The 15,485-nt window shown below is 63.7% G+C and carries 11 protein-coding genes and 1 rRNA gene; 5 read left to right on the forward strand and 7 right to left on the reverse strand.

The annotated features are described in order from the left end of the window. Position 1 precedes the first annotated feature (1 nt). Complete coding sequence (locus AC1DMY_RS18260) at positions 2 to 2,026, forward strand: autotransporter outer membrane beta-barrel domain-containing protein (RefSeq protein ID WP_477166290.1); 2,025 nt, start codon at positions 2 to 4, stop codon at positions 2,024 to 2,026. Between the two features lie 239 nt (positions 2,027 to 2,265). On the opposite strand, the gene AC1DMY_RS18265 is transcribed toward AC1DMY_RS18260, so the two are convergent. Then, positions 2,266 to 3,126 carry a DUF1481 domain-containing protein gene (locus AC1DMY_RS18265; RefSeq protein WP_477166291.1) on the reverse strand — a complete coding sequence of 287 codons (861 nt, stop codon included), beginning with the start codon at positions 3,124 to 3,126 and terminating at the stop codon, positions 2,266 to 2,268. Positions 3,127 to 3,354: 228 nt separating this feature from the next. Further along, complete coding sequence (locus AC1DMY_RS18270) at positions 3,355 to 6,264, reverse strand: TonB-dependent receptor plug domain-containing protein (protein WP_477166292.1); 2,910 nt, start codon at positions 6,262 to 6,264, stop codon at positions 3,355 to 3,357. A gap of 325 nt (positions 6,265 to 6,589) precedes the next feature. Here AC1DMY_RS18270 and AC1DMY_RS18275 point away from each other — a divergent pair, with 325 nt between their 5' ends. Next, positions 6,590 to 7,159 (forward strand): helix-turn-helix domain-containing protein, encoded by a 570-nt coding sequence (locus AC1DMY_RS18275; protein ID WP_477166293.1) that lies wholly within the window; start codon positions 6,590 to 6,592, stop codon positions 7,157 to 7,159. A gap of 75 nt (positions 7,160 to 7,234) precedes the next feature. Here the strand turns inward: AC1DMY_RS18275 and glyS are convergent, their stop codons facing one another. Both glyS and glyQ read right to left on the reverse strand, forming a co-directional pair. Next, entirely contained in the window at positions 7,235 to 9,385 is a 2,151-nt protein-coding gene (gene glyS / locus AC1DMY_RS18280) for a glycine--tRNA ligase subunit beta (protein ID WP_477166294.1), read from the reverse strand. Further along, positions 9,382 to 10,293, reverse strand: coding sequence for a glycine--tRNA ligase subunit alpha (gene glyQ / locus AC1DMY_RS18285; protein WP_477166295.1), 912 nt, complete (start codon positions 10,291 to 10,293; stop codon positions 9,382 to 9,384). Before glyQ ends, glyS begins: the two co-directional genes overlap by 4 nt. A 95-nt stretch (positions 10,294 to 10,388) precedes the next feature. Between glyQ and tfpB the strand changes: the two genes are divergently transcribed. The 3 genes from tfpB (at position 10,389) to AC1DMY_RS18300 (ending at position 14,162) form a co-directional block, all read left to right on the forward strand. Next, on the forward strand, positions 10,389 to 12,200 hold the full coding sequence (gene tfpB / locus AC1DMY_RS18290; RefSeq protein WP_477166296.1) for a type IV pilus assembly ATPase TfpB: 1,812 nt from the start codon (positions 10,389 to 10,391) through the stop codon (positions 12,198 to 12,200). A 38-nt stretch (positions 12,201 to 12,238) separates the two neighbouring features. Continuing rightward, positions 12,239 to 12,961, forward strand: coding sequence for a glutamine amidotransferase (locus AC1DMY_RS18295; protein ID WP_477166297.1), 723 nt, complete (start codon positions 12,239 to 12,241; stop codon positions 12,959 to 12,961). A 79-nt stretch (positions 12,962 to 13,040) separates the two neighbouring features. Next, positions 13,041 to 14,162, forward strand: a complete 1,122-nt coding sequence (locus tag AC1DMY_RS18300; RefSeq protein WP_477166298.1) for a hypothetical protein — start codon at positions 13,041 to 13,043, stop codon at positions 14,160 to 14,162. 8 nt (positions 14,163 to 14,170) lie between these two features. Here the strand turns inward: AC1DMY_RS18300 and AC1DMY_RS18305 are convergent, their stop codons facing one another. From AC1DMY_RS18305 to rrf, 3 genes are all read right to left on the reverse strand, one after another. Then, positions 14,171 to 14,494 (reverse strand): DUF1820 family protein, encoded by a 324-nt coding sequence (locus AC1DMY_RS18305; protein WP_046970761.1) that lies wholly within the window; start codon positions 14,492 to 14,494, stop codon positions 14,171 to 14,173. A gap of 8 nt (positions 14,495 to 14,502) precedes the next feature. After that, a complete protein-coding gene (locus tag AC1DMY_RS18310) occupies positions 14,503 to 15,186 on the reverse strand; it encodes a rhomboid family intramembrane serine protease (protein WP_477166299.1) in 684 nt (227 codons plus the stop codon). 199 nt (positions 15,187 to 15,385) lie between these two features. Then, positions 15,386 to 15,485: ribosomal RNA gene (gene rrf / locus AC1DMY_RS18315) — 5S ribosomal RNA — on the reverse strand; the annotation flags it as partial.

Below are 15,485 nucleotides of genomic sequence, written 5' to 3' on the forward strand. Positions count from 1 at the left end.
CATGCCCCGTACTCGCACGATTGCAGGCGCCATTGCCGCCGCGTTGCTGATCAGTTCCCCGGCGTTCGCCGCCAAATCCCAGTTCGATAGCGTGGTGGTGTTCGGCGACAGCCTGAGCGACGCCGGCAATATCTCGCTGGCCACCAATCCGGCAATCCAGCCGCCGCTGGAATTCACCACCAACCCGGGTGCCGTGACGGTGCAGAACGTGGCCGGCCATTACGGCTACAAGCTCACCGCCTCGCTGGCGGGTGGCAGCGATTACGCCTGGGGCGGCGCTGGCGTGCTGTCCAACTCGCCGGGCACACCCGCAGCGGTGCCGACCATCACCACCCAGGTCAATGCCTACCTCGCTGCCGGCAAGTTCGACAGCAAGGCGCTGTACTCGGTCTGGGGCGGCGCCAACGACATCTTCTACGCCGCTACCGCGGCCGGCGCTGGTGCCACCGCGCAGCAGCTGATCCAGCAGAACGTGCAGCTGCAGATTGCCCAGCTGCAGGCTGCCGGCGTGCCGCCGGCGCAGATCGCCGCGCTGACCCCGCAGATCACCCAGGCGGTGACCGCCGCCGTGACCCAGCAGGTGCTGGCCGCCGCGGGCGTGTCGGGCTTCCAGACGGCCGCACAGGCGCAGGCCTCCGTGGCTGCCGCCGCGCAGCAGGAAGTGAAGCTGATCAGCCAGATGCAGCAGGCCGGCGCCAAGAACATCCTGGTGTTCAACCTTCCCAATATCGGCCTGACGCCGTCCGCGCTCGAGCAGGGCGCCAGCGCCGCCTCGTCGCTGACTGGCCTCAGCCTGATCTTCAACGGCACGCTCAGCGCCGGCCTCGCCCAGATGGGCAAGGGCATCGTTCCGGTCGACGCCTTTAGCCTGCTCAACGAAGTGATCGCCAACCCGGGCGCCTACGGCTTCACCAATGTCACCAACGAAGCCTGCGGCGTGGGTTCCAGCTCGGTCGCCTGCGGCCCGGCCGGTTCGGGCCTGCCCTATACCTATGCGGCCGGCGCCAACCAGACCTATCTGTTCGCCGACGGCGTGCACCCGACCACCGCGGCTGACGTGATGCTGGGCCAGTACGTGATCTCCATCCTCAGCGCGCCGGGCTATGCCTCGCTGCTGGCCGAAGCGCCGCTGGCCTCGATCCAGGCCCAGAACCGCGCCATCCGCAACCAGATGCTGGCCGACGGCCAGGGCAGCGACACCCGCGTGTTCGCCAATGTCGACTACGGCGACCAGCGCTTCGACGCCAGCAGCGGCTCGCCGCGCACCTCCAGCGACAACGTCAACCTGACCACCGGCGTCGACGTGCGCTTCAACGACAACTGGTCCGGCGGCATCGCCCTGAACATCGGCCAGCACAATGCCGACTACGCCGGCGGCGGCGGTTACAAGCTGCAGGACGTGTCGGGCCTGGGTTACATGATGTGGCACCAGGAAGGCGCCTACGTCGGCGGCTATGTGGACTTCGGCCAGGACAACTTCTCGGACATCGAGCGCAAGATCCAGCTGGGCAACATGCTGCGCAGCGAAACGGCCAAGGCCGATGGCAACCACGTCGGTGGCGGCATCAACGGCGGCTACTGGTTCGATATCGGCACGCTGCGCACCGGTCCGTTCGCCAACTTCGAGTGGCAGACCGTCAAGGTCGACAGCTACAACGAGAGCGGCAGCGACAGCACTGCCATGTGGTTCGGCAGCCAGCAGCGCGATTCGCAGATCTCCACCCTGGGCTGGCGCCTGGAAGGCCACTGGCAGGCCGGCAACACCATGCTGTCGCCGTACGCCGAACTGGCCTACAACTACGACAGCAAGGCCGATCCGCGCGCCGTCACCGCCGGTCTCAACGGCATGCCGGGCTCGTTTGAACTGGTCGGCTTCACGCCGGACAAGACCTGGGGCACCGGCGATATCGGCCTGAGCGCGCAGTTCAGCCAGGCCTTGAGCGGCTGGGTCGGTTATAGCGGCCGCTTCGGCGACAACAGCCAGAAGTACAACAGCGTGAACCTGGGCATGAAGTACGCCTTCTAAGGTTTACGTGTATCCCGCAAAAAAGCCGTCCGCGAAAGCAGGCGGCTTTTTTGTTGCCTTGTGCACAAGCGCGAACCCACCCTCTCCGTCATTCCCGCTTTCGCGGGAATGACGTTGTGGGATACGACACCACAAGACATACGACGCGCCGTCTGGACGTCCATACGTCCAAGCTTCACGCAACAAAAAAGCCGCCTGCTTTCGCGGACGGCTTTTCGCGTGATCGAACCTGCGAGGACTTACTTGCCCTTGCCGCCCGTCGCCAGATTCAGGATCGACTGGCTCTGCTTCTGCAGGCTGGCCGCTTCGTCGTCCGACAGCGGCGAGCTCTTGCCGCCCTGGTCGTTGGTCTTGAGCACCAGCGTACCGTCCTGGCCCCATGCCGCGCGCTCGGTCGAGCTGGGCTTGGAATCCTTGCTGGACTTCTTCTGCTGCACGACCACCCACGGCTTGCCGTCCTTGTAGGCGTAGTCGGTGCTGGTGAAGCCCTTGTCGCCGTAGTCGACTTCTTCGCGGATGAACTTCACTTCGCCCGCTTCACGGAACACCTGCCAGCCGCGCGAAACCTTGTCTTCGAGCTTGGTGCCGTTGCTGATCTTCATGCCGCCGATCTGCTTCTGCACCGAGGTGAAGGAAGCCAGTTCCTTTTCACCCTGGGTCTGCTCGCCCACCAGCTGGATATTCACCTGGGTCGGCATGCCCTTGGTCAGCACCTGGGTCTGCAGCGGCGGGTTGTAATGGCGCTCGCCATCGACCAGCGAGGCCTTCAGCACATACAGGCCGGCCGGGTTCACGTCAGCCGGGTTGAACGGCAGCTGGAACGAGATCGGCAGCGTATTGGCCGACTCGATCGTCTTGGTGGCGAGCGGGGTGGCGTCCGGCGTGGACACGTCGATCAGGGTCAGCTCGAGCTTCGCGGCCGGCGACACCGTGGTGGCCGCATCGCGCATGGCCACCTGACCGGTGATCTGGTTGGCCTGAGCCGGCGTCTGAGCGGCGTCACCGCCCTGCGCGCCGCCCTCGGACGACTGGGAAGAATTGCCACAACCGGCGAGAGCCAGAGCAGCGACCGACATCAGCGACCAAACAAGACGGCGCATGTGAAAACCTCTATCGATAGTCAGGGCATTAGCGCGAGAACCAACAGGCGCCCAACACGCCTCGACTCTACACGGGGGAGCCCTTGAGCATAGCCCAAACGTAAGGGCTTGTAAAAGTTGGCTCCATGCGCTTGCGTATGCAATGCCATGGATAGCCGCCTAAACGACCGGTGAACAAAAAAGGCGGCCCGTCGCCGGGCCGCCTCCTGTTTTTTGCAACAGCGCGGATCAGAAGCGCTGCGAGTACTTCAGGTAATAGAAGCGGCCGATATCAAAGCCACCGTAGTACACGAAGGCGCTGTTCGGCTTCGAGTACATGATGGGGCCCTGCTTGTCGAACACGTTGTTCGCACCCACCGAGATGGTGCCCTTCCACGGCATGGTCCAGCGGAACTGGACGTCGTTGAAGGTGGTGGAGCCGGTGTGACGCTGTGCCTGCGCGCCGTTGAACGGATCGACATGGTCGATGTCGTTGCACTCGGCCGGATTGACGTAGGAGCAACGCTCGGTCATGCCCGAGTAGTAACGGGCTGTCCAGGTCATGCCGAAGATGCCGCGGGTGAAGTCGAGCGACAGGTTCGAACGCGTGCGGAAGTTGCCGCCGTAGCCGGTCTCCGGCTGCACGGTGGTGCCCGGATTGTCGTCAGCCTTGATGTTCAGGTAGTCGACGTAGGTGGTGTTCCAGTGCGCCGCGAACTGACCGACGGCGTCGATCGTGAAGCGGTAGTTCACACCGAAGTCGTAGCCCGCCGTCTTCTGCCAGCCCTTGTTGGTCAGGCCGTAGAACATGTTGGTGATGACGCCGTTGGCCGGATCACGCGTGAAGCCCGAGCAACGCGAGCTGATGCCTGCCACGTAGCAGTCGTCCAGGATGTTCTGCACTTCGTCCTGGCTGATCACGTTCTTGATGTCGATCTTGTACCAGTCCAGCGACACGTCGAGGCCTTCGACGTAGTGCGGGCTGTAGATCACGCCGAACGTACGGGTGGTGGCCGTTTCCGGGGTCAGCTTCGAGTTGGAGCCGGTCGTGAACTGGTAGTTGGTCTGGCACGGATAGGTGCTGCAAGGAGCCAGCGCCTGGCCCAGCTGCACATAGTTCGCTGCCACGGCCGGCTGACCACCGAAGCCACCGGTACAACGCGCGGCCACGGCCGGGTTGCCCTTGGCCGAACCGGCCTTGGTATCGCACGGGTCGGTGTACGACTCGAAGCTGCTACCGATGCCGCCGTACAGGTCGGAGATGGTCGGCGCGCGGAAGCCCTGCGCCCAGCTGCCGCGGACGAGCAGGTCGTCGATCGGCTTCCACTTCACGCTGGCCTTGCTGTTGGTGGTGGTGCCGAAGTTGTCGTAGTCGGAGTAGCGGCTGGCCACGTCGATCGACAATTCACGCGCCATCACGACGTCACGCAAGAGCGGCACGTCGAATTCCAGGTAAGCCTCGTTGACCGAGTACTTGCCTTCGGTCGTGGTGGCAGCCAGACCCGAGCTCAGGCCCGCCTGGTTGAAGGCGTCCGGCACGAAGCGGCCGTCTTCCTGGCGATGCTCGAGACCGGCGGCTATACCGACGTCACCCGCCGGCAGACCCTGGAAGGTGCCAGCGATATTGGCGGTGTAATCCGTCGTGGTGGTCTTGCCGGTGTCGTGGAATTCCGGGAACAGGAAAGCCTGCAGTTCCGGATCAGCCAACGAACCGGCACCAGCCTGGCCATACGGCAACAGCGGGTTCCACGCCACGCAGCCGGCGGTCGGCTTGGCGGCGGTACCGCAATGCACCTTGCCATCGGAGCCCATGAAGGACGGACCGACAGCGGCCTCGGTATTGATCAGGTTGAAGTCGCCGTGACCGGTCTTGAGCATGTTGTTGCGATTGGTCATCGCGCCAACGTCCCAGTTCCAGGTGCGGCCGCCCAGCTCGAAGTAACCCTCGAAGCCAGCCGTCCAGCGATAGGTTTCCAGTGCGCTGTTGGTGGTACGGGGCATTTCCCAGCCGCGGCGGGCGAAGTTGAGCGTGGTGCCCAGCGGGTTGAAGTAGCTGGTGGCCGCCATCGGCGTGCCGAATGCAGCCGACTGGTACGGATAACCCGCGATCTGCTGCAGGGTCTCGCGCTTGTTGTAGAGGAAGTCGCTCTTGAACGTGAGGTTGTCGAGCAGGTTGTACTTGCCCGCCACGAACAGCGAGGTGCGCTCCTGGCCGGTAGCCAGCGACATCTCCTGGTTGGAGTTGGCGTAGCGCGAGGTGGTCAGCGGCTGGTAGTTGGCGATATTGCGCGGGTCGGTGCCCGGCGTGAGCGTACAAGTCGCCTTGGCGCCGCCCGGGCCGCAGGGGCCGCTGAACGAGCCGTACTGCGTGATGCCGCTCCAGCCGTTGACGCCGTCCTTCGCGTTCGGGAACTGGTGGAAGGGACCTGCCGGATAGGCGCTGAACTCGCGGTCCTTCGCCCAGACCGGATCATCCTTCTGGTACTGCGCGCTGGCCATGATGGAGCCGCGCTCGTTGGCGGTACCGAGCGTGAAGTCGTAGCTCTGGCCCTTGCCGTCGTTCTGGTCGTACTGGCCGACGTAGGCATTGGCCTCGGCGCCGGTGAAGTTGCTGCGCGTGATCACGTTGACCACGCCGGCGATCGCGTCCGAACCGTAGATGGACGAACCACCGTCCTTCAGCACTTCGATGCGGTCGATCACGGACACCGGGATCTGACCAAGATCCTGCAGGCCGGAGGTGTTGGCACCCAGGCGCTTGCCGTTGATCAGGATCAGCGTGCGGTTGGGACCGAGGTTGCGCAGGTCGACGTAGTAGCCGCCCACGTCTTCGCCCGACGACAGCGCGTTGGCGCGGCTGATCGGCGGCGAACCGACTTCGGTGAGGTTCTGCAGGATGTCAGCAACCGAGGTGAAACCCTGGTTCTGGATCTGCTTGCGGTCGATGGTCACCACCGGCTGAGCGGTTTCCACGTCCACGCGCGGAATGCGTGTACCGGTGACGGTGACGGTTTCGAGCTTCTTGGCCTCGGTCTCGCTTGCTGCGGGGCCGTTGTTGTCCTGCGCCAGGGCCGGAGCCATGGCTGCGAAGGTACCTACGGCAAGTGCCAGGCGGACGGCGACCGTAAGTTTATTGTCAACTTTCTTGCGGAACTGCATATTTACTCCCCAGTAAAGACGCCGGCCCCAACCGACGCCAAAATGCCGACTTGCTCGCAAGTGGCAGGCTCCAAAGGCGTTGCACCCTCAAAACTTGCTGTCTGCCAGCTGAACAACCCGGCGCATTCTTGATTACCAATTCGCAACCGTTGCGTTCTTGGTCTCGGTAGAAGTTGCTCCCCAGGGGTTTCGACTACCAAGAACTTACGACCTTATGGGAAGATTCTTACGAGTGTCAACGATTTCGTAACGCTTGCTTCACGCTGACGTTTCTAAATTTCGGGCCACGCTCCCCTTACAAGTCGCCATCCGCCAGGAAAATGCGATGAACATGCAAAAAATTTCGACCAACGAGTCTTCGTCCACCTTTGCCGATCGCATCAAAGTGCTGATCCAGCGCGTGGGCAGCGTCACCGAGATCGCGCGGATGTGCGGTTTTTCTGAAGGCGTCGTGCGTAGTTGGCGCGATGGCAATACCGATCCGTCGCGCGCACGCTGCGTGACCCTGGCCAAGACCCTGGGCATTTCCCTGGTGTGGCTGGTGGCCGGTGAAGGGACGATCCAGACGACCGATGCGATGTCCTCGGGCGAAGACCAGACCAATGCGGAAACGATGGCCAACCGCCATCGTTCCAAGCTGCGCACCGCGGCGGACACGCTGCATGCCAGCGGCCTGGCGATGGATCCGAACCGCCTCAACACGGCGCTGCGCATCCTGCAGTCGGAGCTCGACCTGGCGGAGAGCCGTCTGACCCTGGCCGACAACGCCGACATGCTGGCCGACCTTTACGAAATCCTCGGCCCGGGCGGCACGGAAGTGGACGCCACGGCGATGGTCTCGTTCAACCAGCGACTGCATGAGCGCGTGAAGCGCGGCCGTCAGGTCGCCGCGTAAGTGCTCCGTTTGCGCTCGGCATAAAAAAACGGCAGCCCGAAGGCTGCCGTTTTTGCTTGGTGCGAACGCCGGCCTTTAGAGGCGGGCGATGTCGGCGATCGCGCCAAATTGCGCCTTCAGCTGACCCAGCAGGGCCAGGCGATTGGCGCGCACTGCCGGGTTTTCCGCGTTCACCAGCACGCTGTCGAAGAACGCGTCCACGGGAGCCTGCAACTGCGCCAGGCGCGTGAGCACCGCGGCGTAATCGCCCGCTTCCAGCGGCGCGTGCGTGTCGGCGCGGGCGGCGTCAAGCGCGGCATGCAGCGAGCGCTCGGCATCCGCCTCGAAATGCGCGGGGTCGACGGTAGTGCCCACCGGTGCGGCGCCTGCCTCCTCGGCCTGCTTGCGCAAGATGTTGGCAACGCGCTTGTTCGCAGCGGCCAGACTCAAGGCTTCCGGACGGCGACCGAATTCGCCGACCGCACGCAGGCGACGGTCGAAATCCACCAGGCTGGACGGCGACACCGCCGCCACGGCCTCGAATTGCTCGCTCGTAAAGCCCTGCTCGGCGTAATAGCCGCGCAGGCGATCGAGCACAAACTCGACCAGTTCGTCAGCCAGCGCGGCACGGCGCTTGCCAGCGTCGAGGGTTGGCGCCTTGCCATCCTTGCCCGGCTTTAGACCAGCGGCCAGCGCCGCTTCCGGCAACAGTTCCAGCGCTTCGACGAAGCTGCCGCGCAGATCCAGCTCCAGACCACCCTCGACCAACGTACGCGCCAGGCCAAGCGCGGCACGGCGCAAGGCGAATGGGTCCTTGTTGCCGCTGGGCTTCATGCCGACGGCGAATATGCCGGCCAGCGTATCGAAGCGATCGGCCACGGCGAGCACCTGGCCCACCTTGCCCGCTGCAATGGCGTCGCCAGCGAAGCGCGGCTGGTAATAGCTGTCCAGCGCCTCAGCCACGTCCGCTGCTTCACCGTGATGGGCCGCGTAGTACCGACCCATCACGCCCTGCAGCTCGGGAAACTCGCCGACCATGCGGGTCAGCAGGTCGCACTTGCTGAGTGCGGCGGCGCGCGTGGCGGCGCCGGCATCCACGCCCACGCGGGCGGCGATGATGCGGGCGAGCTCGGCCACGCGCACACTCTTGTCCCACAGGCTGCCCAGCGCCTGCTGGTAGGTGACCTGCTTGAGCTGGTCCTGGTAGCCGGACAGCGGCATCTTGAGGTCTTCATCCCAGAAGAACTTGGCGTCGGCGAAGCGCGGGCGGATCACGCGCTCATAGCCCTTTCGGATCTCCGACGGCTGCTTGCTCTCGATGTTGGCGACACCGATGAAATGCTCGGTGAGCTTGCCGTTGGCATCGAACACTGGCACGAACTTCTGGTTGGTCTCCATGGTGGTGACCAGCGCCTCGGGCGGCACCGCAAGAAATTCGCGATCGAAGGTGCAGGCAATCGCCACGGGCCATTCGGTGAGATTGGCGATTTCGCTGAGCAGCGCTTCGTCAAGCTGCGGCACGCCACCGGTTTCCTTGGCCGCGCGGGCGACTTCGTCGCGCACTTTCTGGCGACGCTCGGCCGGGTCGGCCAACACTTTGGCCGCGCGCATCGAATCCAGCCAGATGTCGGCATCGGACACGTGCACCGGTTGACCATGCATGAATCGGTGGCCGCGCGACTTGCGGCCGCTGGTCAGGCCCAGCACGCTGCCGTCGACGATGTCCGCACCGTGCAACATCACCAGCCAGTGCACGGGACGCACGAACGTGTAGTCGTGATCGCCCCAGCGCATCGGCTTGGGAATAGGCAGCCCTTTGAGCGCCTCGTCGACAATCTCGGGCAGCAAGGCCGCCACCGGCTGGCCGGGCTTGACCGCGCGGAACACGAACCACGCACCCTTGTCGGTTTCGAGCTTTTCCAACTGCTCGACCGTCACTCCGCAGGACTGGGCAAAGCCCTGCAACGCCTTGCTCGGCTGGCCTTCGGCATCGAGTGCCGCATTGACGGCCGGGCCGCGACGTTCAACGTTCTGTTCCGGCTGGTTGATCGCCACGCCGGGGATATAGACGGCCAAACGACGCGGCGAGGCGTACAGCTTCGCTTCGTCCAGGCCGGCGTCCACGCCGCGCTTGGCCAGTCCATCGCAGATGCCGCGCAGGAACGCAGCGGAGAGGTCGTCCAGCGCCTTGGGCGGCAGTTCTTCCGTGCCCAGTTCGATCAACAGCGGCTTGGTGGCGGCGCTCATGCAGCCTGCTCCTTCTCGTTCTTCTTCAGGCCCGGAAAACCGAGCTTTTCACGTTGCGCGACATAGGTCTCCGCCACCGCGCGAGCCAGCGTGCGCACGCGCAGGATGTAACGCTGGCGCTCGGTGACGCTGATGGCGCGGCGTGCATCGAGCAGGTTGAAGGTGTGGCTGGCCTTCATCACCTGCTCGTAGGCAGGCAACGGCAGGTTGGCGGCGATCAGCTTGTTGGCCTCGCCTTCGCACACGTCGAACCAGCGCAGCAATTCGGGCACGTTCGCGTGTTCGAAGTTGTAGGTGCTCTGTTCCACTTCGTTCTGGTGGAACACGTCGCCATAGGTGACGGTGCCGCGCGGGCCATCGGTCCAGACCAGGTCGTAGACGTTGTCCACGTTCTGCAGGTACATGGCCAGGCGCTCCAGACCGTAGGTGATCTCACCGGTCACGGGACGGCATTCCAGGCCGCCGGCCTGCTGGAAGTAGGTGAACTGGGTCACTTCCATGCCGTTGAGCCAGACTTCCCAACCCAGACCCCAGGCGCCGAGCGTCGGCGATTCCCAGTTGTCTTCGACGAAGCGCAGGTCGTGCACCAGCGGATCCAGGCCCAACTCCTTCAGCGAACCGATGTACAGGTCCAGGATGTTGTCCGGGTTCGGCTTCATCACTACCTGGTACTGGTAGTAATGCTGCAGGCGGTTCGGGTTTTCGCCGTAGCGGCCGTCGGTGGGACGGCGCGAGGGCTGCACGTACGCCGCCGCCCAGGGCTCGGGACCGAGCGAACGCAAAAAGGTGGCCGGGTGGAACGTGCCCGCGCCGACCTCGGTGTCGAGGGGCTGCAGCAGGACACAACCCTGCGCCGCCCAATAGCGGTTAAGGCTCTGGATCACATCTTGGAAGGTGCGCGCGGACATGGCTTTCCGTGGGCTTCAATAAAGCGGGTTAGTATAGCCGGGACCGCTTTCTCCGCTGGAATCCAGCGCATAAAGCCTATCGGAGAGATCGCCGCATGGCCGCTTCGCCGCAAACCGTGTCCCTGCTCGGCCGCCGCAGTCGGCTGGCGCTGGACGAAATGCTCGCCACACTGGTGGTCGACGGGTATCTGCTCGCCGAAGACGCCAAGCAGGTGCGCATGGGCACGCGCAGCGGCCGCGCCACGGTGGAATTGCATCCGCTGGTGCTGGTGGCCAACGCCAAGCTGCCCAACCAGCGCGATCCCGGTCGACCGCTGAGCCTGGAGGCGCTGACCGAGTGGCTGGCCGGCCACGCCCAGCTGCCGTACCTGAAAATCGATCCGATGAAGATCAACGTGGCCGCGGTGACCCAGGTGGTCAGCCGCGCCTACGCCGAGCGCCATCGCATCCTGCCCGTGGCCGTAGCGCCGGGTGAAGCGACCTTTGCCACCTGCGAACCGTTCGACAACGCCTGGGCGGCCGATCTTTCGCAGATGCTGCGGCGTGATGTGAAGCGCGTAGTGTCCAATCCGATCGACATCAACCGCTACCTGCTGGAGTTCTACGGCGTACAGCGCTCGATCCAGCTCGCGCAGGACGCCAAGACCACCGGCTACGACTCCTCCGCCATCCTCAACTTCGAGCAGTTGCTGGAACTGGGCAAGGGCGGCGAAGTCGGTGCGGACGACCGCCACGTCGTGCACATCGTGGACTGGCTGCTGCAATACGCGTTCGAACAACGCGCGTCCGATATCCATCTCGAGCCGCGCCGCGAAGCCGGCCTGATGCGTTTTCGCATCGACGGCGTGATGCACAAGGTGTTCGAGTTGCCACCACCGGTGATGACCGCGGTCACCGCGCGCATCAAAATCCTCTCGCGCATGGACGTGGCTGAAAAGCGCCGCCCGCAGGACGGTCGCATCAAGACGCGTTCCGCCTCAGGACGCGAAGTGGAACTGCGTATCTCCACCATGCCGACGGCGTTTGGCGAAAAGGTGGTGATGCGTATCTTCGATCCGGACATCGTGGCCAAGGATTTCTCGCAGCTGGGCTTTTCGCCCGAAGAGGGCGAGGCATGGCGAACGATGGTGGAACGCCCGCACGGCATCGTGCTGGTGACCGGCCCTACCGGTTCGGGCAAGACTACCACGCTCTATTCCACGCTCAAGCATCTGGCGACGCCGGAGTTGAACGTCTGCACGGTCGAAGACCCGATCGAAATGGTGAGCCCCGAGTTCAACCAGATGCAGGTGCAGCCGGCGATCGACCTGGACTTTGCCACGGGCGTGCGCACGCTGCTGCGACAGGATCCGGACATCATCATGGTCGGCGAAATCCGCGACCTGGAAACGGCGCAGATGGCCGTGCAGGCCTCGCTCACCGGTCACCTCGTGCTGTCCACGCTACATACCAACGACGCGCCGAGCGCGATCACCCGTCTGCTTGATCTGGGCGTGCCGCATTATCTGATCCAGTCGACTCTGACCGGTGTGGTAGCGCAGCGTCTCGTGCGAACACTGTGCGCTCACTGCAAGCAAGCCACCGAGCAGGAGCCGCACGAATGGACGGCGCTCACGCACGGCTGGAACGTGCCGCTGCCCGACAAGGTCTATAAACCGGTGGGCTGCCTGGAATGCCGCAATACAGGCTTCATGGGGCGCACCGGCATCTACGAGATGCTCCCGCTGTCCTCGCGCCTGCGTGGATTGATTTCATCGCAGCTGGATCTGGGTCACTTCGGACATGCCGCGCTCGCCGAAGGCATGCGTCCTTTGCGTATTTCCGCAGCGGCGCAGGTGGCGCGCGGCGTCACCACGGTCAAGGAGGTGCTGACCGTGATTCCTCCCATTGAACATGGCGTCGTCTGACGACGCCGCTTGCTCACTCAACGCATTCGTCGTATCGCATGAAGCCTGTCCTGATTATCCGCACCGGTCGCGCCCCCGCTCCCATCCGCGCGCGTCACGGCGATTTCCCGCACTGGTTCCGCCTTGGCGCACAGCTCTTGCCCGAGCGCATCCGCGTAATCGACGTGGAAGCCGGCGAACAGCTTCCACCACCCAACGAAGTGGCCGGGGCATTGATCACTGGTTCCGCCGCGATGGTCACTGAGCGTGCTGCATGGAGTGAACGCACGGCAGGCTGGATCCGCGACGCCATGGACCTGGAGCTGCCGATGTTCGGCGTGTGCTACGGCCACCAGCTGATGTCGCATGCCCTCGGCGGGCGCGTCGACTATCTGCCGGGCGGTCGCGAGATCGGTACCGTCACACTCAACATGCTCGATGCTGCCAAGAACGATCCGCTGGCAAGCAGTTTCCCGTCGGCATTTCGCGCGCATGCCACGCATGAACAAAGCGTGCTTGAGCTGCCGAAAGACACGACCGTCCTGGCCAGCTCCTCGCGTGACCCGCATCATCTCGTCCGGTACGGCAAGAACGCGATGAGCGCGCAGTTCCATCCTGAATTCAATGCGGATGTGATGCGCGCCTATATCGATCGCAAGCACCACGACATGAAGCGCGAAGGCTTCGATCCACACCACACGTTCAAGCAGGTTGCCCCGACGCCGCTGGCGCGCCGCCTGTTCCGGCAGTTCTCGCGCCATCATGGCCTGGCCGCCGGCTGACGTGACTGTCACGCACACGGTCTAGAATCGACCCATCGGCGCGAAGCTTCCACCGGGCGCCGCCACATGGACGAACACCATGGGTCGACAACCGCATGTACACCGCGCATCGGTCATCGCGATGCGGCTGGTCGACATCGCCGACACCATCGATCTGACGAGAGCCGAGTCGCTCTGGGCACAGCGGGCTCGTACGGCCGCGGCCCGCAGTCGTTTGGTAACCGCGCCGACGAAGGCACTGACGTTCGGCGTACCACCGGTCGAGCTGACGCTCGGTTCCATCGAAGTCGATGTCGGTGGCCGCGTCCTTCAAGCCACGGCGCTGGCGAGACTCTATGAGTTCGGCGTCGCCGCGTTGTCCATCAGTGTGCCTGCCGACGATCTATCCTGGGTGGAATTCAGCGCGCGCGTCAACGCGGTGGATGCCGCGTTTGGTCTGGCCTCGGATTCGGACGCATGGACCCGGTTGCTCGAGCAAATTACAGATATCGTGGGGCCCGCGCTGGTGCGGCCGAGTGTGGCCGTCCTGCATGAGGATTATCTACTCGGCCTGGTGCATGCACTCGAGGGTGTCGTGAGTACGGCGACGCTGCACGATGAGCTGGACCTCGTGCCCATGCTTGCCGGTGAATCGCGAGCGCTCTCCGAATCCGCGCGACAGGAGCTGCTGCGGCAACGCTTTTCGTATTACACCGATGATCTGGCCGTGGTCACCTGGGACCGCGCCTTCATCTACGAACCGCGCGGCGAGTCGGACGTGGTCGATATTCTGGAAGTGGCGAACGCCCAGCTATTGGAGCTGCGCTACTACGATGAATTGCTCGATGCCGAGCTGCCACGCATGTACGACCTGGTCGAAGCGACGCACAACGTCGCCAACCCTTTCGCGGCTCGGCGCTACGCGGATCTGGCACGGCATCTCTACACGCTGGTGGCGGAAGTCACCGAGATCACCGAGAAGGTGGACAACGCACTGCAAGCCACTGAGGACGTCTATCTCGCGCGCGTCTATGCGGCAGCACTCGAACTGTTTCGCGTACCGCACGTCAGCAAAGCAGTCGATCGCAAGCTGGCCATCATCCGCGACAGCTACGCGGCGTTATATGAAGAAGCATCGAGCAAACGAGGCGAGCTGATGGAGCTCGCCATCATCGTGCTGATTGCCGTGGAGATCGTGATTGCAGTAATCCGCCACGTCTAGCCGATGAGTCAGCGCCCGCGGGGCGGCATCGGAAACGGCGTGATCTTCTGGCCATCGCTGGCATCGCGGATCACCAGCGCGCCCTTGCTCTCCACTTCCTCGACCCGCACCACCGACTGCATCGGCAGGTGCAGCACGCGCGTGTCCTTGAACTCGTCACGCAGCTTTTCTTCGGTGGGATCTACCAGCAGCCCTTCACCCACGGGTTCGAACACCAGTTCGCCGACTTCGGTGAAACCCCACAGGCTGCTGGACGCCACATGGCGGGCATAGAGCTCGTAGCATTTGCCCAGGTGCAGGAAGGTGACTTTGTAGAGTTTCTTGTTGCGCATGGGGCTAATTATCCGCGCAAACGCCGTGCGATCGCATCCCGCGAAAACAGCGCGAACGCCACCCCAAACAGGAAGCCGGCGATGTGCGTCCACCACACCACGGCGCCATAGCTCGGACCTGCATAGCTGAAGAGCAACTGCAGCAGCACCCAGATACCGATCAGAAGGAAGGCGGGGACACGCACGAATTCCAGATACAGGCCCAGCGGCAGGACCAAGCCCAAACGGGCGCGCGGAAACAGTGCGATATAAGTGCCAAGAACCGCCGACACAGCGCCGCTGCAGCCGATGATCGGCGAACGCACGCCGGTCAACGAGAGCGCGCCCACCAGGTTCGCCACCATGCCGCCCAGCACAAACAGCAGCAGGAAACGCAGCGAACCCAGCGCTCGTTCCGCCGGCAAACCGAAGATCACGAGGAACAGCAGATTACCCAGCAGGTGGAGCCAGGCCAGGTGGATGAAGAGTGCGGTGAACAGTCGAAGCAGCGATGGGTCGTGCAATTGAGGCAGCAGCGGTGCATTCGGGTCGAAGATGTTCGCCGGCACGGTGCCCCATTCCAGCCACATCGACATGCGCTGCGGCCCCGGCATCAGGGCCAGGCCGACGAAACTGATCACGCACACGACCACCACGAGCACGGTGGCCCATTGCACATGCCGACGACGGCGGGTTTCGACATGGACAAACACTGGAAACGCTCCGCGGCCTGCAGCTCAGATGAGCTTTGCATCATAGGCGATAAGTTTTTGCTGCACAGCGCGCATCGCAAGACTTCAGCGATTTCAGACGACGCCCGAGGCGTTGCGCCATGCATCGACGCAACGAAATTTTCCAAACACCACAAAGACAAACGCCTTCCCGGATGGGAAGGCGTTTGAGGGATAAAGCCCCTGGCGGTGACCTACTCTTGCATGAGAATTCACACTACCATCGGCGCAGCTGCGTTTCACTTCCGAGTTCGGGATGGGATCGGGTGGGGCCACAGCGC

It is taken from the genome of Dyella sp. 01L423 (assembly GCF_056399945.1).